This is a genomic window from Xanthomonas sp. SHU 166 (genome assembly GCF_000364685.1).
GTDB classification, from domain to species: Bacteria; Pseudomonadota; Gammaproteobacteria; order Xanthomonadales; family Xanthomonadaceae; genus Xanthomonas_A; species Xanthomonas_A sontii.
In genome coordinates this window covers 1-2,489 of sequence record NZ_AQOJ01000377.1, presented here as the reverse complement: position 1 = coordinate 2,489, position 2,489 = coordinate 1, and the positions used below count along the sequence as shown (strand labels likewise).

At 69.7% G+C, this 2,489-nt stretch carries 1 protein-coding gene; it reads right to left on the bottom strand.

The window, feature by feature from the left end:
- Positions 1–267: 267 nt before the first annotated feature.
- Positions 268–2,489, bottom strand: a 2,222-nt coding sequence (locus D180_RS10540; RefSeq protein ID WP_017912765.1) for an excinuclease ABC subunit UvrA, incomplete at its 5' end; no start/stop codon positions are given.

The following is a 2,489-nucleotide window of genomic DNA, read 5'->3' as shown; positions in this document are numbered from 1 at the left end:
CACTGCGGGCTGTCGCGTCACGATGCGCGATGCGGCATGAGACTTCATTGCGGGAGCGGCTCCAGGCGGCTTTCAGACTACACGGAGCCCTTGCCGCAGAGCCGTGCGGAGCCTCACCCGGGTGCACTGTGGGAGGGACTTCAGTCCCGACGCTTTGCAGGGTCAGGCACCCGGCAGGCTCCGCTCGCTGCGACTACATCATCGTGCATTCCGACATGCCCTCGCCGTGTCGGAACTGACGAAGACCACGCGCCGCGACGTGCGCGCCTACCCCGCCAATTCCGCAGCCAGGAAAGGCGCCGTTCGGCTGCCTGCACGCGTCGCCACAACGCTCGGCACGCCCGCCGCCACGACCTTACCGCCCGCCCCGCCCGCGCCTGGCCCCATGTCGATGATCCAGTCGCTGGCCGCGGCCACGCGCATGTCGTGCTCCACCGCCACCACGGTGTTGCCCGCCTCCACCAGCCCGTGCAATTGCCGCAGCAGCGTGTCCACGTCGGCCGGATGCAGACCAGTGGTGGGTTCGTCCAGCACGTACACGGTGCCGCGGCGCTGCGCACGCTGCAGTTCGCTGGCCAGCTTGATGCGCTGCGCCTCGCCGCCGGACAGTTCGGTGGCCGGCTGGCCCAGGCGCAGATAGCCCAGGCCCACCTCCATCAGCACCTGCAGCGGCCGCGCGATCGCCGCATCGTCGGCAAAGAAATCCAGCGCCTGCGCCACGGTCATGCGCAGCACCTGGGCGATGTTCTGGCCGCGCAGTTCGATCTCCAGCGTCTTGGCGTTGTAGCGCGCGCCATGGCAGGTCGGGCACGGCGCATACACGCTAGGCATGAACAGCAGCTCCACGCTCACCGCGCCCTCGCCTTCGCAGGTCTCGCAACGGCCCTTGGCCACGTTGAACGAAAAGCGCCCGGCGTCGTACTTGCGCTTGCGCGCTGCCGGCGTGGCCGCAAAACGCTTGCGCACATGGTCGAACAGGCCGGTGTAGGTCGCCAGGTTGGAGCGCGGCGTGCGCCCGATCGGCGCCTGGTCCACCTGTACCAATCGCCGCACGTGTTCCAGGCCGCCGGCAATGTAGCCATCGGTGGCGACGCGCGCGCCGCGCTCCAACGGATCCAGCTCCTCCTCCGCCTCGGCCGGCGCCTGCCCCAGTTGCGTGCCCAGCAATTCCACCAGCGCCTGGCTGACCAGTGAGGACTTGCCCGAGCCGGACACGCCGGTGACCGTGGTGAACACGCCCAGCGGGATGTCCACGTCCAGCGCGACCACGTTGTTGCGGCTGACCTCGCGCAACTGCAGCCAGCCCTCCGGCGTGCGCGGCGCATGGGCAGCGGCGTGCGGTTCGGCGAACAGGTAGCGGCGCGTGGACGAGGCCTGCACCTGCGCCAGTCCCGCCGGCGGACCGCTGTACAGCACCTGCCCGCCGTGCTCGCCGGCACCGGGGCCGACATCGACGATCCAGTCGGCATGGCGGATCACGTCGATCTCGTGCTCGACCACGAACAACGAATTGCCCGCGCCCTTGAGCTGGTCAAGCGCGCCCAGCAACGCCTGCGTGTCGGCCGGATGCAGGCCTGCCGATGGCTCGTCCATCACGTAGACCACGCCGAACAGCTGCGAGCGGATCTGCGTGGCCAGACGCAGCCGCTGCAGTTCGCCCGGCGACAGCGTCGGCGTGCTGCGTTCCAGGGTCAGATAGCCCAGCCCCAGCGCCTCCACCACCTGGATCCGCGCCAGCAGGTCCTGGGCGATGCGCTGTGCGGCCAGCGCCTGTTCCGGATGTCGCGAACGGCCCTGCATGCGGCCTTCCGCCGCGGGCCGCAGCAGGTCGACCACCTCGCCGAGCGGGCGCTGCGACAGTGCGCCGATATCCAGCCCGGCGAAAGTCACCGACAGCGCCTCGCGGCGCAGCCGCTTGCCGTCGCAGCTGGGGCACGCGGTGCTGATCAGGTATTGCGCCACGCGTTTCTTGATCAGCGCGCTCTGCGTGCTGGCGAAGGTATGCAGCACGTAACGGCGCGCGCTGCTGAAGGTGCCCATGTACGCCGGCTCCTGCTTGCGCTTGAGCGCACGCTGGGTCTCGGCCAGGGTGAAGCCGGGATACACCGGCACGGTCGGTTGCTCGTCGGTGTACAGGATCCAGTCGCGGGTCTTCTTCGGTAATTTCGCCCACGGCACGTCGACATCGTGGCCGAGCGTGGTGAGGATGTCGCGCAGGTTCTGCCCGTGCCAGGCCGGCGGCCACGCCGCCACCGCGCGCTCGCGGATGCTCAGCGAACGGTCCGGCACCATCGACGCCTCGGTCGCGTCGTAGATGCGCCCCAGCCCATGGCAGGTGGGGCAGGCACCGGCCGGCGTGTTCGGCGAGAAGCCGTCGGCATGGATGATGTCCTGCCCCGGCGGATAGGTGCCGGCGCGCGAATACAGCATGCGCAGCGAGTTGGAGATGGTGGTGACGCTGCCCACCGACGAGCGCGTGCTCGGCGCAC